Origin of the sequence: Mucilaginibacter sp. SJ, assembly GCF_028993635.1 — a bacterium.
Taxonomy (GTDB): Bacteria; Bacteroidota; Bacteroidia; order Sphingobacteriales; family Sphingobacteriaceae; genus Mucilaginibacter.
Window position 1 is genome coordinate 2,763,953 of record NZ_CP118631.1, and the last position, 22,076, is coordinate 2,786,028.

The window sequence follows — 22,076 nt, forward strand, 5'->3', positions numbered from 1 at the left end:
TTCGTTCATATTTATAAAAGTAATAATTTCGGTCTCCTTCTCCCCACCATTATTTTGACATTCCCCTACCCAACCTTCCCCTGCAAAATCCCTATCTTTGCGGCAACATAAATTATCATCTATGCTTAAAGGATTTTTTAATGTTCCGGCACCGGTAAATGAGCCCGTTTTAAATTACGGTCCGCGGAGTTTGGAGCGTGTGGCGCTTAAGGCAGCTTTAGAAGCCGGTCGTGCCCAACAATTAGATATACCTATGTACATTGGCGGCAAGGAAGTACGTACCGGCACCAAGCTGGAAATTCGTCCGCCGCATGATCATAAACATTTACTGGCAACCTTCAGCGAGGGAGATGCAAGCCACGTTACCGCAGCGATTGATGCTGCCCTTGCAGCTAAAGCCGACTGGGAAAACCTGGCCTGGGAACAACGTGCCGCCATTTTCCTGAAAGCAGCCGAGCTGATAGCCGGCCCGTACCGTGCCGAAATTAACGCGGCTACCATGCTTGGCCAGTCAAAGAACGCTTACCAGGCCGAGATTGATTCGGCTTGCGAGCTGATCGACTTCCTGCGTTTTAACGTAGAGTACATGACCGAGATCTACAAACAACAGCCGCCGGTATCGGGCAAAGGTGTTTGGAACCGCGTAGAGCAACGCCCGCTGGAAGGATTTGTGTTCGCGCTTACGCCGTTCAACTTTACGGCTATTGCCGGGAACCTGCCTGCGTCTGCGGCCATGATGGGCAATGTTGTAGTTTGGAAACCTGCTTATCCGCAAATCTATGCTGCTAACGTGATCATGAAGATCTTTAAAGAAGCCGGTGTACCTGATGGCGTTATCAACCTTATTTATGTTGATGGCCCTGTTGCAGGCGAGGTGATCTTTAACCACCCAGATTTTGCAGGAATCCACTTTACCGGTTCAACCAAAGTATTCCAGAATATCTGGCAAACTATCGGCACCAACATTCACAAATACAAAACCTACCCGCGCATTGTAGGCGAAACCGGCGGTAAAGACTTTGTACTTGCCCACCCGAGCGCCAACGCCGATGTGGTGAGCACCGCTCTTGTTCGCGGCGCTTTTGAATACCAGGGACAAAAATGTTCGGCTGCTTCAAGGGCTTATATCCCGGCTTCATTATGGCCGGCGGTAAAAGCAAATATGCAGCGCGATATTACCTCATTTAAAATAGGCCCGGTTGAAGATTTTGAAAACTTTATCAATGCCGTGATCACCGAAGTATCATTTGATAAACTGGCCAAATACATCGACGCTGCTAAAACCGACGAGGGCGTTGAAATTGTTGCCGGCGGTAACTATGACAAAAGCAAAGGCTGGTTCATTGAGCCAACTGTGCTAAAAGTTGAAGACCCATATTACGTAACCATGTGCGAGGAGCTTTTTGGCCCGGTATTAACTGTGTACGTTTACGAAGATGATCAGTTTGATGAGATCCTAAATATTGTAGATAAAACATCTATCTACGCGCTTACAGGCTCAATTATCTCGCAGGACAGGTATGCTATTGAAAAAGCTACCACCCGTTTACGCAACGCGGCAGGTAACTTCTATATTAACGACAAGCCAACAGGTGCGGTAGTAGGTCAGCAGCCATTTGGCGGCGCCAGGGGGTCGGGCACCAATGATAAAGCCGGTTCAATGATTAATCTGCTTCGCTGGGTATCGCCACGCACCATCAAAGAAACCTTTGATCCGCCGAAGGATTACAGGTATCCTTTTTTGGCGAAGGAGGTTTAGCCCCCCGGCCCCCTAAAGGGGGAGGTTAAAGAAAGACTTTATATTAAAAAGCCTGTTTCTCAATTGGAAACAGGCTTTTTCTTTTGCACCATTCCTCCCCCTTCAGGGGGCCGGGGGGTTACTTAAATTTAAACACAGCATCCATGTTCTCATTGCTGGATGTGCTTACTTTCATATCATTAATAAGCCCTGTGCTGAGGCTGTAAACCCAGCCGTGTACCGCAAGTTCCTGCCCATTTTTCCAGGCATTTTGTACTATGGATGTTTTACAAAGGTTATTCACGTTTTCTATCACGTTCAATTCAACCAGGCGGTTACTGCGCTCAGTTTCATCGGCAATGGCGTCAAGCTCATCGGCATGTAAACGGTAAACGTCTTTGATGTGGCGCAGCCAGTTATCAATCAGGCCAAACTGGGTATTGCCCATGGCTGCATTAACACCACCGCAGCCGTAGTGGCCGGTTACAATTACATGCTTCACTTTCAATACGTTCACGGCGTAATCGAGCACACTCAGCATGTTCATGTCCGAGTGGACAACCATGTTGGCAATGTTGCGGTGCACAAAGATCTCGCCCGGGGCGGTATTGGTGATCTGGTTGGCAGGTACGCGACTGTCGGCACAGCCTATCCAAAGTATAGGGGGCTTTTGCCCGTTAGCCAGTTTATCAAAATATTGAGGATCTTCGGCTAAAGCACCTTCAATAAATTTTTTGTTTCCTTCCAGTAAGCCTTCATAGGTAATATGGCTGGTATCATGAATTTGAGCACACATATATTTTTAAGATTGATGTTTTAGGATGCGGTTTGACGTTTTCTGCCCGATGCAAACATACGGCTAAGTTTATGCAAAGCAAGCGGCGAAACATCATAATACATAATGGTGAGCAAAATAACCGGGATAAAATAAAAAATGGCAAACTCATACAGGTTAAAAAAGTATCCGCCTGCCAGTGCGCCGAACAGGTAAAAACCAAGCACCGTAAACCTGATCAGTATTTTATTACCGGCGGCTTCCGTATTTTTGGTACGCGGATGGAACCATTCGGCCACCTCACTGCCCAGGTCGGTAAATAAACCGGTTAAATGGCTCGATTTGATCAGTCCGCCTGAGATATTGGAAACCAGGCTGTTCTGCAATCCCATCGAAAACAAAATAGCACTGATCACTATTTCGCGTTCCAGTTGTGTTTCCTGGTAAAAATTATGCCCGTAAATGGCAACTCCCAGTAAAATAGCAGCTTCAATTATCATTGGGGTAGAGTTTGCCCGCCACCTGCTTTTATCATCAAATGAACGTACAATGAAACTGGATACAAAAGCCCCGACAAAGAACATCAGCAGCCAAACTAAAAAGATGATCATCTGGTGGTAATTCTGCTGAACTATATGCTGAGCCAAATTAGCTACATGCCCGGTTATGTTAGATGTAAAAGCCAGGAAAGCAAGCATACCCGCCACATTGGTAACCCCGGCCACAAATGCCGTCGACGAGGCCAGCATAAGATTTTCTTTAAGGGTACGTTGTTCTTTTATTGCTTTAAGCATAGATATTTCACGGCAGAAATTTTATTTAAATTACAAAAAGACTTAACCGAATTTATGCCTGCTTGTTTGATGCGGCGGATAAATATTTTAAACAGATAGGGAATACATTTTTCAATTCCCCTCTCAAGAGCATAGCCGTCAATTTAAGCGAAAGCAATAAAAAAGAGTTTGTTTTTTTGAGATTGAGGGCAGAACGTAGTTTGCCCGTAAAGGCAAACTTTATGTATTTTTGCTCTCATAGTTTTATTTCTATTTTTTTGAAAGGCAGATCGGTAAAGGGTTCTGCCTTTCTCTTTGTTTACACCTAAAGATAGCATTTAATATATTGATTATCAAATAATTATTACAATTTCCTCTGTTTTGAGCCGTCCTTTTTTCTGCTCTTTAAGCAGTTTGTAAAACGGAAGCTGTTCGAGCATATCCAGCCACTTACTGCTTAATCCCCACAATTGCAGCCTTAGCTCCTGCATACCTGATGCTATAAAACTGTGTACCTTGAGGATACTTACCTCGCCGATCTTACCGATTGACATTGTTATCTTCCAGCTTAACATAGCCCATAATAGTTTGCTGTAAAGTGCACAGGTGATACGGTGGGTATTTCCTTTAGGCATCTGATGGATCTTCAACGATGATTTCCAGCCTTTGAACACCAACTCGATCTGCCAGCGGAGATGATAGAGTTTCCGGATCAGTTCGGCACTGTAAGTGCTATCCAGGTTGGTTACAATGAAATTAAAGCCTGCTCTGAGCTTGAAAAGCGCTGTTGTCTGATGGCCTTTCTTTTTGTTGTATTTATCGGTATGGCTTATCCGGTTATTTTTTATTTCATCACTTACCGGTTCAATAATCATCCGGACAGGTAGCTCGTCTTTTCCAATATAAACTAAACCGTCAAATGCTTTTCCTGATTTTTGTAAAGCGGTCAGGTCCAGCTCCTGGTATACTTCATTACGCAGAATGTGTATCGATGTTTTGGGGCTTAACTTATTGACAAAGAATGCCTTCTTTTCGATAATGTTGCTCATATAAGCAATATGGCTATAACCCAGGTCTCTCATGTATAATACACCCGGTCGAATCATCTGCTGATCGAGGTGGCTTTCTTTCTGGTCATTGCAATTGCCCGGTGTTAGCCTGATATCACAACTTCCACTTTTGATCCCAAACTCAAACTGCAGGGCCGCGCCAGCTTTTATCCCGCAGCCTTTTGTCCCCGGATAAACATCCGCCATTGCCTCCGGTAAGGCAAAACGTGTGGAATCTTTGATGTTGATCTCAAGCCCTTGTATCTCTCTACAAGGCAATTCTATCGCTAAAAGTCGCTCCAGAGCCCCTTTGATAAACTCCGTCAGCCCTTCATTATACTTTTGATGCAGAGCCTGTTTTGATATATTAAGTGAATGCCTTAACATCAGCTGCATACTCATGCCATTAAATGATTGATTGCTGTCAAATAGCAGCGTATCCAGAAGATCTGATCCGCTTATCTTCCTTAAACGTTTGATCACTCCCGTGTTTTTAGCAAGGGTATCAAGAAATCCATGGTCAAATAATTCCGCTTTTAAGCGTTTAAATAACCCTGTCAGGTTTGGTTGGCCGATTCTTGCTCTTAAAAATTTTTATACTACTCCTTAAATTGACGGCTATGCTCTCAAGAGGGGGTGCGGAAGGCGAGAGCGGGAGCAGGGGTGTGTTTCAGCGCTCTTTGTTGACATGAGGCAGAAAACACACCCCCTCCACCCCTCTCGAGAGGGGAATCGCACAATCCCGTCCTTTTTTAACGCCGCCACCGTTTAATTGCGGCTTAAGTCGTACAAAAAAAATCCCGGCCACTTCCTAAGAGCCGGGATCAACTTAACAATCAAACCTCCCTCCGCCCCTTACAGCGTCGGAAGCTCCAATCAAATTATATTTTAGTGTGCAGCTACAGCTTCAACATCAAGCTCATACACATAGCCTAAATTGTGCGGGCTGCTGCTGGTCACTTTCAGATCTTTAACCAGGCCGCTGCCCAAATCAATTACCCAACCGTGCACTTCAAGGTCATGACGTTCTTTCCAGGCATTTTGAATGATGGTGGTTTTGCACAGGTTATATACCTGCTCGGTAACGTTAAGCTCAACCAGGCGGTTAACTTTGGTTGTTTCGTCGGTAATGCGGTCAAGCTCATGGCTGTGTAAGCGGTAAACATCTTTAATATGGCGCAGCCAGTTATCAATTAAGCCAAATTGTTTGTTGCTCATAGCGGCAGCGACACCGCCGCAACCATAATGACCGGCAACAATAACGTGTTTTACTTTAAGCACGTTCACTGCATAATCAAGCACGCTCAGCATGTTCATATCCGAGTGTGCGCATACGTTGGCAATGTTACGGTGTACAAACACTTCGCCGGGCTTGGTACCGGTTACTTCGTTAGCCGGAACACGACTGTCTGAGCAGCCTATCCACAGTACTTCAGGGCTTTGACCTTTGGCCAGGTTCTTAAAATACTCGCTATCCTCGGCAAGTTTACGCTCAACCCAGGCGGCGTTGTTTTTAATTAGAGCGCTGTAACTGCTTGACTGGACCAGTTTAATATTGTTTGTATCTATTACGGCTTTGCCGTTTGTTTTTTCTTGTGTTGACATTGTTTTTCGATTTTTTAGTTAGGGTTATAAACCAGTTCTTTTAAAGGAGGTACGTCATACTTGTCCTTTACATCGTGCAGTTGCACAATAATGCCCTTGGTATAGGCATTGTGCTTGTAATTGTGGATGATCTCCAGCACATCCGGATCGATGTACCTTGAGTTCGATCCGTCGATCACCACTTCGGCGCCTTGCGGTAAGCTGGTAAGCGTTACCTGTATGGCAGCCTTGTTCAGGAAGGATACTTCCTCGGCCAGCTTAATCTTAATAACTTTTTTGCTGCCATTTTTTTCAATGTGATAGAAGTAGGGATTACGCAGGTTGGTACGCAGAATATAAAAGATCCCCACCAGCATACCTATACCCACACCTATAAGCAGGTCGGTCATAACAACGGCCACAATGGTAACTACGAAAGGGATAAACTGGCTCAAGCCCTGATGCCACATGTGCTTGAAAAGGCTTATCCGGGCCAGTTTATACCCTGTCATAAGCAGGATCGCTGCCAAACACGACAGCGGGATATGGTTAATTAAAGACGGTATCGCCAGTAAAGCAACCAATAACAATATACCATGCAGTATGGCACTCACTTTAGTGCGGGCACCGGCATTTACGTTTGCCGATGAACGAACAATTACCGCGGTCATGGGTAAGCCGCCAAGCATACCGCTAACAATATTGGCCGTTCCCTGCGCAAGCAGTTCGCGGTTGGTGGGCGAGATGCGTTTGATAGGATCTATTTTATCTACTGCCTCCAGGCTCAGCAGTGTTTCTAAACTGGCAACCACCGCAATGGTGAAGGCCGTTATCCAAACCTGCTTGTTGCCTATCTGGCTAAAATCAGCCGATTTAAACAGCGCAAAAAATTCGGCGCTGCTGTTTACCAGCGGTATGCGTACAAACTGCTTATCAAGCAAGGCGAAGCTTGTGCCGGTAAAGGCAAGGCTTAAACCTATCCCGGCCAGCACCACCAGCAAGGGTGCCGGAACAATAGCCAGCTTTTTAAACTTAGGCCAGTAAATCATGAATGCCAGGGATACCACGCTAATGATCACCGCGCCGTAGTTGATCCGGGCGAACGCACGGGTTATACCCGAAAAAGTATTATGATCATCAATTTGTCTGAAGCCCTCATCACCCTCAAAATCGGCATCATAGCCAACCGCGTGCGGAAACTGCTTCATGATCAAAATAATACCTATCGCTGCCAGCATTCCCTCAATAACCGATGACGGGAAGTAATTGGCAATGGTGCCGGCTTTAACAATTCCAAGTATGATCTGGAAAACACCCGCCAGCACCAGGGCCATTAAAAAGGTTTCATAAGCACCAAGTGTAGTAATGGCATTAAGTACAATTACCGTTAAACCGGCTGCAGGACCAGCCACACTTAATTGCGAGCCGCTAAGTGTACCTACTACTATACCGCCAATAATGCCTGTTAATACGCCCGCGAAGAGCGGCGCGCCCGATGCCAGCGCTATACCTAAACACAGCGGCAAAGCCACCAGGAATACAACGACACTTGAAGGAATATCCCTTTTTAAATTTTTTGGCAGAAAATATTTTTTTAGGTTGAGATTGCCCATAGCAGCCTCACCTTGCTTGATTTGCATAAGAATGAAAGATTGAGTAAAACTTTAAAATGAATTAAATAGCATTGCTATCCGGATAGGGAAGTATCCGGTTAATCATTTTAAACGTTGGGCGGCGGCGTGGGGACCACAGGGTGATATACCTGCTTGTATAAGGCGTTTTCCTGGTTATGGAGAACCTTGGTTTCGGTAATAAATGTGATGAAGTTTATGGTATGAAGGTCATACTCATCGAAGATTTTTTTCTCCTTCACAAGGTCTTTTTCGGGGCTGTCTTTTTCAGTTTTGCTTTCCTGCTCCAGCTGAAGGATCACAGCACTTACCGTTTTATTATCAAGATATAAAAAAACAGGTGCAAGCGAAATGCCCATCTTTACTACAAAGACGGTCATGAACAGCGCCACTACCCATATTTTATTATTCCTGATCTTCATCAACACAAATATATAAAAATCCGTTATTAAACCACCAGAATAAGTAAGCAAAAGCTATTCTTACAATATAATTACTATTTTTAGACAATTACTAACAACCTGAATTGTGGATAAAAAGCTTGATCTGTTAAGGCTAAAACGTCATGAAGCCATGCAGGGCGGAGGCCCGGTACGTATTGAAAGTCAGCATAAAAAAGGAAAATTAACGGCACGTGAACGTCTGCATTTTTTATTGGATGAAGGTTCGTTCCAGGAGATAGGGATGCTGGTTACCCACCGCTCCATTGATTTTGGCATGGAGAAAGAAAAATATCCCGGCGATGGCGTTGTTACAGGTTATGGCACCATAAACGGGCGGCTCACTTATGTATTTTCCCAGGATTTTACAGTGTTCGGCGGCTCGCTTTCCGAAACCCATGCCGAAAAGATCTGCAAGATCATGGATCTCGCCCTTAAGAACGGCGCTCCCCTTATCGGCCTCAATGATTCGGGCGGAGCACGCATCCAGGAGGGTGTGGTATCCCTTGGCGGTTATGCCGATATCTTTTATCGCAATACCATGGCATCCGGCGTTATCCCGCAAATCTCGGCCATTATGGGCCCATGTGCAGGCGGCGCTGTTTACTCGCCCGCCATTACCGATTTTATTTTAATGGTTGAGCATACCTCATATATGTTTGTTACCGGGCCTAACGTAGTAAAAACAGTTACCCATGAAGTGGTAACTTCCGAAGAGCTGGGCGGCGCCAACACCCACGCCAGCAAATCAGGCGTTACGCATTTTGCCTGTGCCAATGAAATAGCCGCCATTCAGCATATCAAAAGCCTGCTGAGCTATATGCCTCAAAATTGTGAGGATAAAGCTCCTGCCGCTCCCTACGAAAACGGCGACGAGCTTAGGCCCGAGTTAAACACCATCCTGCCATCAATAGCCTCACAACCCTATGATATCCGCGAGGTTATTGACCATATCATCGATAAAGCTTCGTTTTTGGAAGTGCATAAAGATTTTGCCGAAAACATTGTGGTAGGCTTCGCGCGCCTGGCAGGCCGCAGCATTGGCATTGTGGCCAATCAGCCCGCTTTTTTGGCCGGGGTACTGGATATTCACTCATCAACCAAGGCTGCCCGTTTTGTGCGCTTTTGCGATTCCTTCAACATTCCGCTGCTGGTGTTTGAAGATGTTCCCGGCTTTTTGCCGGGTACCGACCAGGAATGGAATGCCATTATCACCAATGGCGCTAAACTATTATATGCTTTTTGTGAGGCCACCGTTCCCCGCGTTACGGTGATCACCCGCAAAGCCTATGGTGGTGCTTATGATGTAATGAACTCCAAACACATCGGTGCCGATATGAATTTTGCATGGCCGTCGGCCGAAATTGCTGTGATGGGCGCCAAAGGTGCCGCCGAAATCATTTTTAAACGGGAGATCACGAAGGCCGAAGATCATGAAGCCAAGTGGCTGGAGATGGAACAACTATATTCGGATACTTTTGCCAACCCTTACCGCGCTGCCGAACGCGGATTTATCGACGAAGTAATTGAACCCGCCGAAACGCGCATTAAACTGATTGCGGCATTTAAAATGCTGGAAAATAAAGTAGTTAACAACCCGAGGAAAAAGCACGGGAATATTCCGCTTTGATTTGGGATTTTCGATTTCGGATTTATTTTCTTTTTTATTGTAGATGCCGTAATTGCCTTTCTGGCTGTTTATGGCGTAAGTATTGTGCGGCCGCCGGTGCTGTGATTACTTGTGCCTTCGGCTATAGAAAATCAGATTTGTTTACCTTTGCGTTTCTAATTCCGAAATCGAACATCCGAAATCCGCAATGAAAAACATCTCTATCGAACAAATCCGTCCGGAGCTTACCTGGCGGTTAAGGCAACGTATCTTATATCCCGAAAGCAAGCTTTATGAAATGGAGATGGAGGAGGATAACCAAGGCTATCACTTTGCTGCTTTTAAAGATAATCATATCATAGCGGTAGTATCCCTTTTTAATAAAGGAAACGACTGGCAGTTTCGCAAATTTGCTGTTGATCAATCAGTTCAAAAAATGGGCCTCGGTAAAGCGATGCTGGAGCATATAACCGATTTTGCCCTTACCAATGGAGGTGTGTTGTTATGGTGTAATGCCCGGGTATCGGCCATTGGTTTCTATTTAAAACATGGCTTCACACATACCGGCAAGCTTTTTTCAAAAAACGGCTTCGACTATGAGATCCTCGAAAAACAACTTATTCCTTCTCCGGGTCAGCAATAACAAGAGTGGTAAGCTGCCGAGCCCACAACAACTGCTTTAGGCCCTGTGCATTTTGCTTTCCGCTTTTAATTACTCTTTCATCAAATCAACAATAATAGCTTTGGCAAAATCATTGGGCTGTTTCTGGTTGGAGATCTTGGCCACATCAAGCGCGGCGTCAATATCACCCTGCGCTTCATAAACCACCGCAAGGTTGTAAGCAGCTCTGCTGGCCAGTTTTGAGTCCGACCCGTCAATAAGTGGGTTTAGTATCTTGAAAGCCTGATCAAATTTTCCGGCTTTGATCAGTTCTACCGAGCTGCTCAACTGATCGCCATTGGTATACAGGGGCCTGTCGTGGTAATCGGTATATGGCAGGTAATCCTTAAGCGCATCCAATGCCGAATTACGGATAGCATCAAATAAAGGCCCGCCGTGGGCAAGTAAGCTGGATGCATTACCATAAGGATTATTATCATTTATTTCGGCCTCGCCGTTTAGCTTTTTAAAGTAGATGCCATTGGCTTCATAAAGGGTGAAACTGGTTTTAACCACCGATACCCGGTAAACCGATGGCACGCCGTTGTAATAATCCTGCTGCAATTTAGTTTCGCCTTTAAAATCCTCAAACGCGAGCACATAAGAAGCGTTGTATTTTTTTGCCAGAAATTTCACCGAATCGGTATTGGCGGTAAAGTTAACCGAATCAACCAGTTGTACAACTTTTACACCGGGCAGCGCATGCAACTGTACAGCGGCATTGTTTATGGCGGTATAAGCGGCGGCTTTAAATGTAGTCAACACGCGTTTATTACGATTACGGGCCGAATCGGGCAGGTAGTGGTTAATGACTACGATGGTTGTTTTTGCCCTGTTAAAATTCAGCTTCGGCGCGTAATCAACCGGAACATTTACATATTGAGGTACGCTGCATGCCGCTAAAAAACATGCAGCAAATAAGATACAAATTAGCCTGAATAGTTTCACCTTATTAAAAATTAAATATCGCGGAAAGGTATAACATAAGCATGAAAGCTTTATGAAATAACCGGTCATTTTTGTATCAAAACAAACCAGCGCCTTCATTGTGACTAAATATTTTCAAAAACGTTTAATATTGATTTTATATAATTGATATACTGCTTATATCCGGCTTAATTTTAGTGCAATGTCATGAGCTTTGTTATATTTGCTGTATTACTACATTTAGATTGAAAACATTAATTCAATATGGCTAAAAAGAAATCTGACGCCCCACAGCATACTTCCGTTGTAAACGAAACTTCACTCGCGTTCTTTGAAAAATATATCAACAACCCCTCACCTACAGGTTTTGAATGGAAAGGCCAGGAGCTTTGGCTCGAATATCTGAAACCTTACATTGATACCCATTATGTTGATAATTACGGCACCGCGGTTGGCATCATCAATCCAAAAGCCGATTACAAAGTGGTTATTGAAGCTCATGCCGATGAAATTTCATGGTTTGTGAATTACATCACTAACGATGGCTTAATATATGTTATCCGCAATGGCGGCTCCGATCATCAGATAGCGCCTTCAAAACGTGTAAATATCCATACCGATAATGGCGTAGTTAAAGCTGTTTTCGGCTGGCCCGCTATCCACACCCGCCTGGGCGGTGACAAGGAAGAAGCGCCTACCCTTAAAAATATCTTTTTAGATTGCGGCTGCACCTCAAAAGAAGAAGTTGAAAAACTGGGCATTCATGTAGGTTGTGTTATCACTTACGAGGATGAATTTATGGTGCTTAACGATCGCTATTATGTTGGCCGCGCGCTTGATAACCGTGCAGGCGGGTTCATGATTGCCGAGGTAGCCCGTTTACTTAAAGAAAACAATGTAAAACTTCCTTTCGGTTTATATATAGTTAACGCTGTGCAGGAGGAGATAGGTTTACGCGGCGCCGAAATGATAGCGCATAAAATTAAACCTAATGTGGCTATTGTTACTGATGTTACGCATGATACCCAAACGCCAATGATCAACAAAATTACCCAGGGCGACTTAGCCTGCGGTAAAGGCCCAGTTATATCATATGCCCCGGCAGTACAAAACAACCTGAACAAGCTGCTTATTGAAAGTGCCCAAAAAGCAGGCATACCGTTCCAGCGTCAGGCGTCATCACGGTCAACAGGTACCGATACCGACGCCTTTGCTTACTCAAACGACGGTGTACCATCGGCATTAATCTCATTACCTTTACGTTATATGCATACCACCGTCGAGATGATCCACAAAGAGGATGTTGATAACGTGATCCGTTTGATATATGAGTCTCTGCTAAACATCCAGGCCGGTCAGGATTTCAGGTACATCAAATAACAAAAAGTACAATTTGTGAAACAATAAGGACAAAAATCCATTCCCTATTAACATAATTATAAAATAGCTTTTAAATAAAATACCCCAAATACTATCTATGAAACCCACGTTATTAATATTGGCCGCCGGGATGGCCAGCCGTTATGGCAGTATGAAACAAGTTGACGGCTTTGGCCCCAACGGCGAAACAATTATTGACTATTCAATATATGATGCCATAAAAGCAGGCTTTGGCAAGGTAAGTTTTATTATCCGCGAAGAGTTTGCCGAAAACTTTAAGGCAATCTTTGAGCCCAAACTCGCCGGCCGCATTGAAACAGACTATGTATATCAAAGCTTTGATCTTAAACCATTTGGGATTGATAAAGAGATTGAACGTGCCAAACCATGGGGAACAGCCCATGCTGTGTTAGCTGCCCGCAACCAGATCAACGAGCCTTTTTGTGTGATCAATGCTGATGACTTTTACGGTTATGATTCATTTGAAAAAATGGCTAAATTTTTAACCACCGACGTTAAAGACGATCAGTATTCAATAATCGGATACCAGATTGACCGTACATTATCTGACTATGGCTCGGTATCACGTGGTGTTTGCAGCGTTGATGATAATGGTAACATGGTTGAAATTAACGAACGTACTGAAGTTTATTTTAAAGAGGACGGCAGCGTAGCTTATAAAGACGCAACCGGCGAACATCCGCTTGATAATGAAACACGTGTATCGATGAATTTCTGGGGATTTACACCCGCTATTTTTAAGCAAAGTGAGGATATGTTCAGGGAATTTGTTGCAGCTAACGAAAACAACCCGAAATCGGAGTTCTTTATTCCCCTGGTTGCCGATAAGCTGATCAAAAATGGAACAGCCTCCTTTAAGGTGATCCCAACCGGTGCAAAATGGTTTGGAGTTACTTACAAGGAAGATAAACCAATAGTGCAAAAATGTATCTCCGACCTGGTAACAGGCGGCGTTTACCCCGAAAAACTTTGGGACTAATTAATAGTTGCTCCTTCAAACAAAAAGCTCCCGTTCCAACCGAACGGAAGCTTTTTGTTTGATATGGCTTCCTAAATTAGTCCTGGTAAATAAAGAATGTTTTTTGATCACCGTCTTCATAAACGTGCAGGGTTTTCTTAACCACCTGATTATTGGTTTTAACTTCCATAATGTAATCGCCATCTTCAAGATTGGTTAAAACATAGCCCCTTTCAACATCGGTTTTGGTTGATACAACGTCTTTTAGCAAAAGTTCATTTTGTTTGCTGTAAACGCGTACAAATGAACGGCCGTTTTCTGATTTTGCAAGCGTTAATTTAACACCGCGGTCGTGGTCAAGCGCTTTAAAGGTAACAACCTCTTTTGCTTTTGGGGTTACATCGGCGGCTTTAGCTGCTGTAGTAGCAAATACACCTGCGCTTAATAAGAAGAATAATGCTGATAATTTTATTGAAGTTTTCATGATTTTGAGCTTTTAAGTATGTTAAATATTTTTTGTTTGTTATTTTCAATGATCAAATGAACAACATTAATTTTAACTGCTAAAAAGTGTTATACCAGCACCGAAAAGATATAGACCAATACCCGAAAACGTTCGGCAAACACCAAAAACACACTAATTATCAGCATTTTACATTTGGTCGAAAATTAAAGGGCGTTGATCGGGCAGGAAAGCGGGTTGGTCGTTTTTGGGGATGAAATAGAAAAATCCATGCGTTTTTGAAGCTCAATTAACAACCATGTCGTTGCGAGGAGCCGCAGGGGAAGAAGCCCCTGGAGCGACGTGGCAATCTCGTAGCTATACAGATCGGACTTGCATTGGCTACGAGATTGCCGCGCTGCGCTCGCAATGACAACTTAAAACGGGTGTCATGCTGAGCCTGTCGAAGCATGGTGGGTAAGCCTCTGCGCGCGAGTCTTCGGCAGGCTCAGACTGACAGGCCCTCTTTTGTCATTTCACCTTCAGAGGCCTCCGGATTTAAACGTAATGACATGGTTTCTATTTGTTTTCCAAAGCAACTTTCCCCTTCCCAATACCTATGGTTACAAACGAGCGAGAGTTAAATGAAAAGAGGAAAATCCGTTGACGTTTATCTCAAACTCACATTTAACAAAACCAACCTAACCAAACAACGTTGCCTTTAAGTACCTTTATCTATTCCGGGTACCCCACAGGCATGAATTTAGAAATTGCAGGCAACGTACAGGGCTTTAAACAGCAGGATGGTATTTTAACAATTAAAACCGCCGAAGCTGAAGCAAGGGTTTACATATACAGCCCTACAATTATCAGGGTAAGCATCAGCAAAAATTTCAACCCGGGTGAGACTTCTTTCGCGGTAATCAGACAGCCACTGGCCGATTTCGATTTTGACGAATCATCAGCCAATATTGATATTACTACACCAGCCTTAAAGCTCAGCATTCAAAAATCGCCATTACGATTCAACTTTTTCACATCTGCAGGTATCTCGCTGAGTGAAGATCACGCCCGCTTTGGTACAAACTGGCAGGGCGAACGGGTGACCTGCTATCGCCGGTTGTTTGAGGGTGAACGGTTTATTGGCCTGGGCGAAAAAACCGGTAACCTCGACAGGCGTAGCGCGGCCTATGTAAACTGGAATACCGATGCGCCAAACCACACGCCCGAATCCGATCCGCTGTATAAAACCTTTCCGTTTTTTATAGGATTACACAGCGGGTTAACTTACGGTTTGTTTCTTGACAATACCCATAAAAGCTACTTCGACTTTGGTGCATCCACAGATGAGGAAACAAGCTGGTTCGGGGCAGATGGCGGCGATTTGAATTACTACTTTTTCGGGGCACAAGGTGTTGCGAAAATAATTGAAGATTATACCTGGCTTACCGGCAGGATGGAAATGCCGCCGCTCTGGAGCCTGGGCTATCAGCAATGCCGATGGAGTTATATGAGCGCCGATGAAGTATTGAACATCGCCCAAACCTTCCGCAAAAAACAGATCCCTGCCGATGTAATGTACTGCGATATCGATTATATGGACGATTTCAAGATCTTCACCTGGAACAAAAAAACTTTCCCTAAACCCAAGCAAATGCTCGATAAACTAAAGGCGATGGACTTTAGGCTGGTTACCATTGTTGATCCGGGAATTAAGGTAGAAGAAGGTTATAAGGAATACGATGAGGGTATTGAGCAGGATTATTTTGCCAAATATCCCGACGGCGAAAATTATACCGGCTATGTGTGGCCGGGCCGCTGTCACTTTCCGGATTTTTTCAGGGGAGAGGTACGCGAATGGTGGGGAGCAGCCTTCACCGCTCTTACTCAACCCGGCGTTGAAGGTTTCTGGAATGATATGAACGAGCCTGCCGCCTGGGGGCAAAATATCCCCTGGATAGTAAAATTTGGAGATAAGTTTATGCCGGAAGTGCGTAATGCCTATGGCATGCAAATGGCCCGCGCCACTTATGATGGCACAAGAAAGATCATGGGAAACAAACGGCCGTTTGTACTTACCCGGGCCGCCTATTCGGGCACGCAGCGCTATTCGGCCGTGTGGACGGGCGACAACACCGGCACCGATGCCCATATGCTTTTAGGACAACGACTGGTAAATAGTTTGGGTATTACAGGTGTGAGTTTTATCGGGGTGGATATAGGTGGCTTCAGCGGCAATCCTACGCCTGAGCTCATGGTACGCTGGAACTCGTTGGGTACTTATACGCCCATGTTCCGCAATCATGCCATACAAGGCAGTAAAATGCGCGAGCCCTGGGAATGGGGCAAGGATAATGAACAGATCATCAAAAAAGATATCGAACAACGGTATAAACTCCTTCCCTACCTGTACAGCAGCTTCTATCAGTCAACGCAAACAGGTTTGCCGGTAAGCCGCACATTAGCCATTGAGCACAGTTTTGACGGGAATGTTTTTGATGAGCGTTTTCAAAATGAATTTATGTTTGGCGACGCGATGTTGGTTGCTCCTGTTGAAAGCACTAAACTAACCGAAGATGTTTACCTGCCCCGAGGCTCGTGGTATAGGTTAAGCAGCGATAAGTTTTATGAGGGAGAACAGATTGTTAATATTCAGGCGCCGCTAACAGATTTGCCGGTATTTGTTAAGGCCGGCGGTATTATCCCCATGCAAAGTGTTGTACAAAGCACCAATGAAAAAGGCGACGGGATATTGCAGGTACACGTATGGAACGGCAGGGAAGCAAATAGTTTTATTTATTACGAAGACGATGGCGTATCATATGATTATGAGCAGGGTGTTTATTATAAACGTACTATCAGTTTCAATCCCATAGAAAAGAGCCTCAGTCTATCATCAGTTGAAGGCTCATCTAAATCGAGGTTTACACATCTGAAATTTGTTTTGCATGGGTTTGAAGATGTAAAGCTGAAAGATGAGATGGTTGTGAATGAAAATGGAGCGGCTGAAGTAAGGTTATAATTGCTATCGGTGGTTTTGAAATTCTGGTGATAGTATTTACATTCGGTTAAGTATCTCAATAATGGCCAATACCTTTTCACAAATCTATCTTCAATTTGTTTTCGCGGTTAAAGACAGGTATTGTCTTATATCAAAAAATAACAAAGAAGAATTGCATAAGTACATTACCTCATTGGTTCAGGCCCGGGGTGCAAAATTGCTTGCAATAAATTGTATGCCCGATCATATACATATTTTTATAGGTTTTAAACCAACGATATTAATCTCCGATTTCGCTAAGGAAATTAAGGTGCAAAGCAATGAATTTATTAATAGCAAAGATTGGATAAGAGGCAGATTTCAATGGCAGGAAGGATATGGAGTGTTTTCCTATTCGCAGTCACATATCGATTCAGTAATTAATTACATCCAAAACCAGGAAATTCATCATCACAAAAAAACATTCAAACAGGAATATATAGCGTTATTGGAAAAATTTGAAATCCCGTTTGAAGAAAGATATTTATTTGATTTTTTTGAACAATAGCACATTTGCAAAGCGAAGATTACGAGGCACCTACGGAGCCGAAAACGCTTACCAGATTCCATGCTATAAACACGTGACTCCTACCGGAGTCCTTAGCAGATTGGTTAGAAATAAAAAATGGCCTATATATTAATCCTGTAGGAGTATCGTGTTTATAGTGTAGAACACGAGGTGGAGCTGGGAACGTCTTTTTAAATTGCTATAAACACGGTACCCCTACGGGGTCGATCTATAAAGACCATTCTGCTTCACTTGGCGACTCCGTTAGGAGTCACGTGTTTATACGAGTTTTCCCGGCTCCGTAGGTGCCCCGTTCTCCTCTATGCTTCTACAACAAAACAACCTACGGCAACAAAAAAGCCCGGTCTGGAATTAACCAAACCGGGCTTAAATATTATCGAAACAAAATTAATTATTTCACTTCTTCAAAATCAACATCTGTTACGGTGTCAGAGTTATCTTGCGCGCCTGCACCATTATCACCGGCACCTGGTGCGCCTTGAGCACCTTCGGCAGAAGCTTTGTACATATCTTCAGATGCAGCAGTCCAAGCTGTGTTAAGCTCGGTTTGTGCAGCTTCGATAGCGTCAAAGTTTTTAGCCGAATAAGCTTCTTTCAATTTAGCTAAACCGGCTTCGATAGGAGCTTTTTTATCAGCAGGGATCTTGTCGCCGTATTCTTTCAATTGTTTTTCAGTCGAGAAGATCAGGGCATCGGCAGCGTTCAGTTTTTCAACTTCTTCTTTTGCCTTTTTGTCAGCATCAGCATTAGCTTCAGCTTCGTCCTTCATCTTTTTGATCTCGGCATCTGTTAAACCTGAAGAAGCTTCGATACGGATCTTTTGCTCTTTACCTGTAGCTTTATCTTTGGCAGATACGTGCAGGATACCGTTAGCATCAATATCGAAAGTAACTTCGATTTGTGGAACACCGCGAGGTGCTGGTGGGATGCCATCCAGGTGGAAGCGGCCTATAGTACGGTTACCCGCAGCCATTGGGCGCTCACCCTGTAATATGTGAATCTCAACTGAGGGCTGGCTGTCGCTGGCTGTCGAGAAAGTTTCAGATTTTTTGGTAGGGATGGTAGTGTTTGACTCGATCAATTTGGTCATTACACCACCCATAGTTTCAATACCTAATGAAAGCGGGGTAACGTCAAGCAATAATACGTCTTTAACCTCACCGGTTAATACACCACCCTGAATAGCAGCACCAATAGCCACAACTTCATCAGGATTAACACCTTTTGAAGGAGCTTTACCAAAGAATTTTTGTACAGCTTCCTGGATAGCAGGGATACGGGTTGAACCACCTACCAGGATCACTTCGTCGATATCAGAAGTGCTTAAACCGGCATTTTTCAAAGCCGATTTACAAGGCTCGATAGTACGTTTGATCAGGTTATCAGCCAGTTGCTCAAATTTAGCACGGGTTAAAGTTTTAACTAAGTGCTTAGGCATGCCGTCGGCCGCAGTGATGTATGGCAGATTAATTTCAGTTTGAGCTGAACTTGATAATTCAATTTTAGCTTTCTCGGCCGATTCTTTTAAACGCTGTAAAGCCATTGGGTCCTTACGCAGGTCAATGCCTTCGTCGCTTTTAAATTCTTCTGCCAGCCAGTCAATAATTACCTGGTCAAAGTCATCACCACCTAAGTGCGTATCACCATCGGTTGATTTTACTTCAAAAACGCCATCACCCAACTCCAGGATAGATACGTCATGCGTACCACCACCACAGTCAAACACAGCAATTTTCATATCCTTGTGCGCTTTATCAAAGCCATAAGCTAAGGCAGCAGCAGTAGGTTCGTTAATGATACGGCGTACTTTTAAACCCGCAATTTCACCGGCTTCTTTGGTAGCCTGGCGCTGAGCATCGTTAAAGTAAGCAGGAACGGTAATAACTGCTTCAGTTACTTCGGTACCTAAGAAATCTTCAGCAGTTTTCTTCATTTTCTGAAGGATCATTGCAGAAATTTCTTGCGGGGTATACTTACGGTCGCCAATTTCAACACGAGGGGTGTTGTTGTCGCCTTTAACTACTTTATAAGGTACACGTGCCGCTTCACTTGTAACTTCGCTAAACTGGTTACCCATAAAGCGTTTAATTGACGAAATGGTTTTTGTAGGGTTTGTGATAGCCTGACGTTTTGCAGGATCACCAACTTTACGTTCGCCATTATCAATAAAAGCTACTACAGACGGCGTAGTACGTTTACCCTCGCTATTGGCTATAACTACAGGCTCGTTACCTTCCATTACAGCAACGCAGGAGTTTGTTGTTCCTAAGTCGATTCCAATTATTTTAGACATATATGACTGTTTTTTCTTTTTGATTTATTGTTTACTTACCATTGCTGTTTATCAATGCCTGTGCCAATATGCCAATGGCAGTAAAAATTGCCTGTAATTGTCAGTTCATGAACAAGGCGACAGGATAGCTTACTTTGTGATGACAGGTTGGCAGGGATTGTGGAGGCGAAAGGTAAAAGGCAAAAGGTTGTTCTGCATTTGCTAATTGGCAGTATATCGCTTAACTTAAAACACGTAATTATAACACCGTTATGAAATATATCAGGGAGGGCAACAATAAGTTTGGAACCGTACTATACACCATCGATGGCAGCTATGTGCGCAAAGGCCAGGGGCGGTTCGGTGATATATTATATACTATAGATGGCAAGGTAGTTAAAAAAGGCCAGGGGATGTTTGGCGACGTAGTTTGTAACCTTGACAACAACCTGATTAGAAAAGGCCGCAGCCTCTTTGGCGACGTGCTGTATAATATTGATGGAAATTTTGTGCGGGAAGGCCGCAGCCGGTTTGGGGATATCAAGTTTTATATTGATGAGTGATGGTAAACCGATTGTCTGTCAGATAAAAATCATCTGCCAACTGCCTACTCAAAACTGCCAACTGATACGGGCGTTGCCTTCGGCCCGGGCTATACGCTCATACGCCTGCAGGCATTACGCTCATTGGCCGGTATCCGCTCCTATCCCTAACGCACTTTTCGGTTTTATAAAATGTCGTGGATTTCCAACTAAAATCCCTTATATTTATCCTAATCAAACAATCGCCTCTGTTACTTAACAAACCAAACAGGCTTATTCTATTGCCTGGAATTGCATAACAAACAGCCTTATTTACGGCTGTGCCTTCACTTTAAAAAAAGCGAACTGGTTTCTTATTGTTATTTAATTCCAAACACCAAATGTTTTCTATACAATCACAATGGTTGCAAATGATACCGTTAACACGCGAACAACTATTACTGCTTAAACAGGATCGTAAGCTTATGGAGCTTTCATTAGGCCTCAATCCGTCTGCTATGCTGATCGATCCGTTATATGTTAGGGAAATTGACGATGCCTTTGATAATTTCTGGCTACCCAACACACTTGCTTTTCCGGATAAACACCTTTGGTATACAGCCTGGGAGATAGTTCTTAAAAGTACCAATACCATTATCGGAGGAATGGGATTCGCCGGATATCCAAATGAAGCCGGAGAAGTTGAGATTGGTTATATGATCGACGCTAACCAGCATAACAAAGGCTACGCTACAGAAGCATTACAGCTGCTTTCGCAATGGGCATTTACACATGAATTTGTGAAAGCTATCATAGTGCACACTTATGCAGATAACCTGCCATCGCGAAGGATATTGGAAAAGTGCGGTTTCACGTTGATGAATGATGTTGAATGCTTATTGACTTATAGCCTGACCCTCGAGTAAACAGATCAGGGAATCACCACGATTTTTACCTAAAACGGCGGTCAATTACATAAAAAACGGCCCACTCAAATGAGTGGGCCGTTTTTAGTATCTGTTAAACCGAATAATTAACTATTCGCCTTTTTCAGCGTTTTCTTCGTTTTCAGAAGGTGCCGGTGCTTCAGCAGCCGGTTCTTCTTTAACGTCTTCAACTACTACAGCTTCTTCTGCAGCTACCGGGGCAGCAGCTTTAGCTTTTGCACCAGAACCACCACGACGACGGGTTGATTTCTTAGCAGGAGCAGCAGCGTCAGCACCGTAAACAGTGTTGTAATCAACAAGCTCGATGATTGCCATTTCAGCGTTATCGCCTAAACGGTTTTCTAACTTGATGATACGGGTGTAACCACCTGGGCGGTTAGCAATTTTCTCAGCAACCTCACGGAACAAGATCGAAGTTGCATCTTTATCCTGCAGGTAGCTGAATACTGTACGACGTGAGTGCGTAGTATCGTTTTTTGATTTTGTTAAAAGTGGCTCAACATAACCGCGTAAAACTTTTGCTTTTGCTAATGTTGTAGTGATACGCTTGTGTAAAATAAGCGAAGATGCCATGTTAGCCAACATCGCTTTACGATGGGCTGTAGTACGGCCTAAGTGATTGTTTTTGTTTCCGTGTCTCATTGTTTTATATATTTCACGTGCATACCGTTGGGCGATAGGCTCAAGCCCTCGGAATTATGCTTTCGCTTAATTATTAGATTTGAGATGTGAGATATCAGATGTGAGAATTTAGCTTCCTGATCCATTATCCTGATCTC

General features: G+C 43.9%; 19 protein-coding genes. 9 read left to right on the plus strand and 10 right to left on the minus strand.

The genetic code is table 11. The features are described 5' to 3' along the window. Positions 1-121: 121 nt before the first annotated feature. Complete coding sequence (pruA, locus tag MusilaSJ_RS11005) at positions 122-1,759, plus strand: L-glutamate gamma-semialdehyde dehydrogenase (protein WP_274990010.1); 1,638 nt, start codon at positions 122-124, stop codon at positions 1,757-1,759. 118 nt (positions 1,760-1,877) lie between these two features. On the opposite strand, the gene can (MusilaSJ_RS11010) is transcribed toward pruA, so the two are convergent. From can (MusilaSJ_RS11010) to MusilaSJ_RS11035, 6 genes are all read right to left on the minus strand, one after another. Continuing rightward, complete coding sequence (gene can, locus MusilaSJ_RS11010; protein ID WP_274990011.1) at positions 1,878-2,534, minus strand: carbonate dehydratase; 657 nt, start codon at positions 2,532-2,534, stop codon at positions 1,878-1,880. A gap of 20 nt (positions 2,535-2,554) precedes the next feature. Next, a complete protein-coding gene (locus MusilaSJ_RS11015; RefSeq protein WP_274990012.1) occupies positions 2,555-3,307 on the minus strand; it encodes a YoaK family protein in 753 nt (250 codons plus the stop codon). Positions 3,308-3,639: 332 nt separating this feature from the next. Then, on the minus strand, positions 3,640-4,911 hold the full coding sequence (locus MusilaSJ_RS11020; RefSeq protein ID WP_342457031.1) for an IS4 family transposase: 1,272 nt from the start codon (positions 4,909-4,911) through the stop codon (positions 3,640-3,642). A gap of 312 nt (positions 4,912-5,223) precedes the next feature. After that, a complete protein-coding gene (gene can / locus MusilaSJ_RS11025; protein WP_274990013.1) occupies positions 5,224-5,940 on the minus strand; it encodes a carbonate dehydratase in 717 nt (238 codons plus the stop codon). Between the two features lie 14 nt (positions 5,941-5,954). Then, positions 5,955-7,559, minus strand: a complete 1,605-nt coding sequence (locus MusilaSJ_RS11030; RefSeq protein ID WP_446725132.1) for a SulP family inorganic anion transporter — start codon at positions 7,557-7,559, stop codon at positions 5,955-5,957. 80 nt (positions 7,560-7,639) lie between these two features. Next, the gene (locus tag MusilaSJ_RS11035; RefSeq protein WP_274990014.1) at positions 7,640-7,972 is read right to left on the minus strand and encodes a hypothetical protein; all 333 of its coding nucleotides are present in this window, start codon (positions 7,970-7,972) and stop codon (positions 7,640-7,642) included. Positions 7,973-8,078: 106 nt separating this feature from the next. Here MusilaSJ_RS11035 and MusilaSJ_RS11040 point away from each other — a divergent pair, with 106 nt between their 5' ends. After that, entirely contained in the window at positions 8,079-9,620 is a 1,542-nt protein-coding gene (locus MusilaSJ_RS11040) for an acyl-CoA carboxylase subunit beta (protein WP_274990015.1), read from the plus strand. Between the two features lie 187 nt (positions 9,621-9,807). Continuing rightward, positions 9,808-10,242 (plus strand): GNAT family N-acetyltransferase, encoded by a 435-nt coding sequence (locus tag MusilaSJ_RS11045; protein ID WP_274990016.1) that lies wholly within the window; start codon positions 9,808-9,810, stop codon positions 10,240-10,242. Between the two features lie 69 nt (positions 10,243-10,311). On the opposite strand, the gene MusilaSJ_RS11050 is transcribed toward MusilaSJ_RS11045, so the two are convergent. After that, on the minus strand, positions 10,312-11,208 hold the full coding sequence (locus MusilaSJ_RS11050; protein ID WP_274990017.1) for a DUF6340 family protein: 897 nt from the start codon (positions 11,206-11,208) through the stop codon (positions 10,312-10,314). A 243-nt stretch (positions 11,209-11,451) separates the two neighbouring features. Here MusilaSJ_RS11050 and MusilaSJ_RS11055 point away from each other — a divergent pair, with 243 nt between their 5' ends. Then, on the plus strand, positions 11,452-12,567 hold the full coding sequence (locus MusilaSJ_RS11055; RefSeq protein WP_274990018.1) for a M42 family metallopeptidase: 1,116 nt from the start codon (positions 11,452-11,454) through the stop codon (positions 12,565-12,567). Between the two features lie 97 nt (positions 12,568-12,664). After that, on the plus strand, positions 12,665-13,567 hold the full coding sequence (locus tag MusilaSJ_RS11060; protein WP_090534248.1) for a nucleotidyltransferase family protein: 903 nt from the start codon (positions 12,665-12,667) through the stop codon (positions 13,565-13,567). A 76-nt stretch (positions 13,568-13,643) separates the two neighbouring features. Here MusilaSJ_RS11060 and MusilaSJ_RS11065 read toward each other — a convergent pair whose 3' ends face one another. Beyond that, positions 13,644-14,030: a hypothetical protein gene (locus MusilaSJ_RS11065; RefSeq protein WP_090534246.1), complete on the minus strand. Its 387-nt coding sequence runs from the start codon at positions 14,028-14,030 to the stop codon at positions 13,644-13,646. Positions 14,031-14,745: 715 nt separating this feature from the next. Between MusilaSJ_RS11065 and MusilaSJ_RS11070 the strand changes: the two genes are divergently transcribed. Both MusilaSJ_RS11070 and tnpA read left to right on the plus strand, forming a co-directional pair. Continuing rightward, positions 14,746-17,010: a glycoside hydrolase family 31 protein gene (locus MusilaSJ_RS11070; protein WP_274990019.1), complete on the plus strand. Its 2,265-nt coding sequence runs from the start codon at positions 14,746-14,748 to the stop codon at positions 17,008-17,010. A 61-nt stretch (positions 17,011-17,071) separates the two neighbouring features. After that, positions 17,072-17,536, plus strand: a complete 465-nt coding sequence (tnpA, locus tag MusilaSJ_RS11075) for an IS200/IS605 family transposase (protein ID WP_274990020.1) — start codon at positions 17,072-17,074, stop codon at positions 17,534-17,536. A 412-nt stretch (positions 17,537-17,948) separates the two neighbouring features. Here tnpA and dnaK read toward each other — a convergent pair whose 3' ends face one another. Then, positions 17,949-19,850: a molecular chaperone DnaK gene (gene dnaK / locus MusilaSJ_RS11080; RefSeq protein WP_274990021.1), complete on the minus strand. Its 1,902-nt coding sequence runs from the start codon at positions 19,848-19,850 to the stop codon at positions 17,949-17,951. Between the two features lie 251 nt (positions 19,851-20,101). Here dnaK and MusilaSJ_RS11085 point away from each other — a divergent pair, with 251 nt between their 5' ends. Continuing rightward, on the plus strand, positions 20,102-20,392 hold the full coding sequence (locus tag MusilaSJ_RS11085; RefSeq protein ID WP_274990022.1) for a 6-fold beta flower protein: 291 nt from the start codon (positions 20,102-20,104) through the stop codon (positions 20,390-20,392). 389 nt (positions 20,393-20,781) lie between these two features. Next, positions 20,782-21,276 carry a GNAT family N-acetyltransferase gene (locus tag MusilaSJ_RS11090; protein ID WP_274990023.1) on the plus strand — a complete coding sequence of 165 codons (495 nt, stop codon included), beginning with the start codon at positions 20,782-20,784 and terminating at the stop codon, positions 21,274-21,276. A 111-nt stretch (positions 21,277-21,387) separates the two neighbouring features. Here the strand turns inward: MusilaSJ_RS11090 and rplQ are convergent, their stop codons facing one another. Beyond that, positions 21,388-21,939: a 50S ribosomal protein L17 gene (gene rplQ / locus MusilaSJ_RS11095; protein WP_274990024.1), complete on the minus strand. Its 552-nt coding sequence runs from the start codon at positions 21,937-21,939 to the stop codon at positions 21,388-21,390. Between the last annotated feature and the right edge of the window lie 137 nt (positions 21,940-22,076).

Bases quoted from the DNA above. Each gene is read 5' to 3' on its own strand.
- pruA (WP_274990010.1), top strand. From the start codon at position 122: ATGCTTAAAGGATTTTTTAATGTTCCGGCACCGGTAAATGAGCCCGTT.
- can (WP_274990011.1), bottom strand. From the start codon at position 2,534: ATGTGTGCTCAAATTCATGATACCAGCCATATTACCTATGAAGGCTTA.
- MusilaSJ_RS11015 (WP_274990012.1), bottom strand. From the start codon at position 3,307: ATGCTTAAAGCAATAAAAGAACAACGTACCCTTAAAGAAAATCTTATG.
- can (WP_274990013.1), bottom strand. From the start codon at position 5,940: ATGTCAACACAAGAAAAAACAAACGGCAAAGCCGTAATAGATACAAAC.
- MusilaSJ_RS11030 (WP_446725132.1), bottom strand. From the start codon at position 7,559: ATGCAAATCAAGCAAGGTGAGGCTGCTATGGGCAATCTCAACCTAAAA.
- MusilaSJ_RS11035 (WP_274990014.1), bottom strand. From the start codon at position 7,972: ATGAAGATCAGGAATAATAAAATATGGGTAGTGGCGCTGTTCATGACC.
- MusilaSJ_RS11045 (WP_274990016.1), top strand. From the start codon at position 9,808: ATGAAAAACATCTCTATCGAACAAATCCGTCCGGAGCTTACCTGGCGG.
- MusilaSJ_RS11055 (WP_274990018.1), top strand. From the start codon at position 11,452: ATGGCTAAAAAGAAATCTGACGCCCCACAGCATACTTCCGTTGTAAAC.
- MusilaSJ_RS11060 (WP_090534248.1), top strand. From the start codon at position 12,665: ATGAAACCCACGTTATTAATATTGGCCGCCGGGATGGCCAGCCGTTAT.
- MusilaSJ_RS11065 (WP_090534246.1), bottom strand. From the start codon at position 14,030: ATGAAAACTTCAATAAAATTATCAGCATTATTCTTCTTATTAAGCGCA.
- MusilaSJ_RS11070 (WP_274990019.1), top strand. From the start codon at position 14,746: ATGAATTTAGAAATTGCAGGCAACGTACAGGGCTTTAAACAGCAGGAT.
- tnpA (WP_274990020.1), top strand. From the start codon at position 17,072: ATGGCCAATACCTTTTCACAAATCTATCTTCAATTTGTTTTCGCGGTT.
- dnaK (WP_274990021.1), bottom strand. From the start codon at position 19,850: ATGTCTAAAATAATTGGAATCGACTTAGGAACAACAAACTCCTGCGTT.
- MusilaSJ_RS11085 (WP_274990022.1), top strand. From the start codon at position 20,102: ATGAAATATATCAGGGAGGGCAACAATAAGTTTGGAACCGTACTATAC.
- MusilaSJ_RS11090 (WP_274990023.1), top strand. From the start codon at position 20,782: ATGATACCGTTAACACGCGAACAACTATTACTGCTTAAACAGGATCGT.
- rplQ (WP_274990024.1), bottom strand. From the start codon at position 21,939: ATGAGACACGGAAACAAAAACAATCACTTAGGCCGTACTACAGCCCAT.